Here is a 2,938-nt window from a genome sequence, read left to right as displayed (position 1 = left end):
AACTCCAGCGGCAACGGCTTCGGACCAGGCATCGCCCCACCCTATAACCGCAAGCGAACTACCGACTCAGGACACTAGGCGTGCCGTACGGGACACCGGCGTGTATGGAGCGCCGGTGGGCCCAAGGACCAGAGGGGGGTGCCGCTATGTTCTTCGTCAAGCGTGTGGGTAGCTTCGGCTTGGGGTCCATTCTGAAGTTCCCCCCTGATCGTGGACAGCGGGTGTTTACGCTGCGGGGGTGAAGCCGTGTTGCAGTCTGGCTCGGGTTTCGAGTGGGGTGAGGTAGCCGAACTCGGGGTGTTTGCGGAGCCTGGTGCGGTTGTATTCGACTTCGATGAAACGGAAGACATCGGCCCGGGCTGCCTGGCGGCTTTCCCAGACGGTGGTGCCGATCTCTGCTTTGAGCAGGCCGAAGAAGCTCTCAGCCGCGGCGTTATCGCGGCATATGCCAGTTCTGCCCATGCTCTGTCTCAGATTCAACTCCATTACCAGTGAGCGGAATTCGCCGCTGGTGTACTCGCTTCCGCGGTCGGTGTGCATGATGCAGCCGGGCTGGAGACCGCCGCGGCCGGCAGCCATCCACAGGGCGTCGGTGACGAGTTCGGCGCGATGGTGGTCGGCCATCGCGTAGCCGATGACTTCGCGGGTGGCCAGGTCGATGATGGTGGCCAGGTACCACCAGCCCTCGATCGTCGGCAGGTACGTGATGTCCCCGACGAGTTTCGCGCCGGTCCGGGCGGCGGTGAAGTCCCGGCCGACCAGGTCCGGGGCCGGAGCGGCCCTGCCGTCCTGAACCGTCAGGTGGCGGCGCTTGCGCCGGGTGATGCCGCTGATGCCGCGCTCACGCATGATCCGCTCGACCTTCTTGCGGTTGATCGCATGGCCGCCCCGCTTCAGTGCGGCGTGCACTCGCGGGGCACCGTAGGCGCCCCGCGAGCCCGCGTGGATCCCGAGGATCTCCCCGGCGAGCCCGTCCTCCGCCTCCTGCCGGATCCGTACGGCAGGCCGAGCGGCCAGCCATGCGTAGTAGGTGGAGCGGTTGATGCCCATCACGCGGCACAGCAGCGCGACGCTGTAGCCGCCGGGGTTGGCCTCGGCGGCCTTCTCCGCATCGATGAAACGGCAGGCTTCGCCTATTTCATCGACTCCGTGGCGAAGAAGGCCGCGGCTTTTTTTCAGGATCTCGATGGTCTGCTGCTGCTCGCGGTTCTGCCGCCGCAACCGCGCGAGCTCGTCCTTCTCCGCGCTGGTCAACGCACCGGCAGGCCCCTGGCCCCGGTCGGTGCTGTCCTGCTTGACCCAGCCCCTCAGCCCCTCGGGGCTCACGCCCAGTTCCCGGGCGATCTCCGTGATGTTCCGATGCGGCGAGGACCGCACGAGAGCGACCGCATCCCGCTTGAACTCGGCCGTGTACCGCTTGCTCATGTTGCTCTTGCCACTCACTACCTGGACTGCTTCCTCCGGGACCAGCCGTCCCAGTATCAGGCTGTCCACTTCAGTGGGGGAAATCCAGGCCGGAACGCCCACATCACTCACGGACAGGTTTGACAGAATATAGATCCGCCACTTCCGATCCTCATGCACGAGCGGATGGGAATAATGCAAACAGTGCATCCGTAAAGAACCGCACGCGGTGCGTGAGCACTCCGCTCGCGTTGACTTCGGAGTGTCCCCAACGGCTCTCGTTGGCGCCTCCGCAGCCACATAGCGACCTTTGTCATCAAACGGTACGGCAGAGACACCTGCCCCGCAGGACTCCCCGAAGCGGGAAAAGCCATCAAGTGCCTTGATGTGCGTGACGGTTGATGAACGACGGCATGGAGCGGGGTCATGCGGACCAGTCGCTGGTCGCCATTGCGGGCCGGCCGCCGCCCGGCCGCGGGGCCGGTGTCCGGGTCCGAGGACGGCGAGGCGGACGCTCAGCGATCGGCCGACAGGCGGGCACTTGGCGCAGTGTAGGGGCCTGAGATCGAGGCAAGGTAGCGCGGGCTTGCCGGTTGGCCAAACCGGCGATTCGGCGCACCATTGATAGTCCACCGCCATAGTCCACCGCCACGTTCTGCCCGCACGTCGAAAGGTGCGACCTAACGACCAGAGAGAAGCCACAGGCCGACAGAAGATCAGGCCGCCGCATAGCTGGTCAGGAACAGGTCCTGAGCCCGCTCCACGTCCCTCGGCATACGCAACTGCACCTCCAGGTCACCCGTCCCGTGATGACCGAGACCCGAGACATCTCGGGTGAACCCCGGAACGAGATCAACGCCCTTCGGATCGACCTTCAGGTAGACCAGCAGCTTGCTGCGCTGCGGCGGGCACACGCAGGCGAAGTTCCGCAGCCGCTGATAGGCCCGATAGGTCTTGCGCTCGACTCGGTTCACGCCATCCCCGAGCCCGAGCAAGACATCGTCGACTGCGCTCGCCAGTGCCACCATCGCTGTTCCCTGAGCGTCGGCCGCCGTACGGGCAGTCGAGTGGCGCCGGGCCCTGTGGGGCACCTCTATGCCACCGCTCACGGAGGTCACCGCCTCAAGGCCGAACAGGTCACGGCCGAAGAGCCGGTAGCGGACCAAGTCGATCGACCGCCGGTGCTCACGCACGGCATGCACGTCGTAGCGAGTGAAGTCGCCGGCGATACAGATCAAGCGAGGTCCACTCCACAAGACCTGAGACGCGGCCGTCGTCCCAAGCCGGCCCCGGACCAGGTGCTCGAACTCCGCACGGTGGTCCATCAGCCACGCCAGATAGAACAGCCCTTGATTGATGACGCCGGCATCCGTGCCGCGCTTGTACTCGACAATGACCGGCGATCCGTTCTCATCCAGCCCGAGCGAGTCGATCCGGCCTCCGTGCACCGATCCGGTGCTGTACTCGCTCGCCAAGAACCGGACACCCAGCAGCGTCTCCATGTACGCCTCGACGAGACCCTGCACATCGGCCT

At 65.5% G+C, this 2,938-nt stretch carries 2 protein-coding genes; both read right to left on the bottom strand.

Annotated features, from left to right (window positions below):
- Positions 1 to 225: 225 nt before the first annotated feature.
- Positions 226 to 1,536, bottom strand: a complete 1,311-nt coding sequence (locus tag LCE31_RS38490; RefSeq protein WP_225022846.1) for an IS3 family transposase — start codon at positions 1,534 to 1,536, stop codon at positions 226 to 228.
- Between the two features lie 584 nt (positions 1,537 to 2,120).
- Positions 2,121 to 2,938, bottom strand: an 818-nt coding sequence (locus LCE31_RS38485; protein WP_225022844.1) for a DUF5655 domain-containing protein, incomplete at its 5' end; no start/stop codon positions are given.

The sequence above is a fragment of the Streptomyces sp. 8L genome (assembly GCF_020176795.1).
In the GTDB taxonomy this organism is placed as follows: Bacteria; Actinomycetota; Actinomycetes; order Streptomycetales; family Streptomycetaceae; genus Streptomyces.
This window is presented reverse-complemented; position numbering and strand designations above follow the sequence as displayed.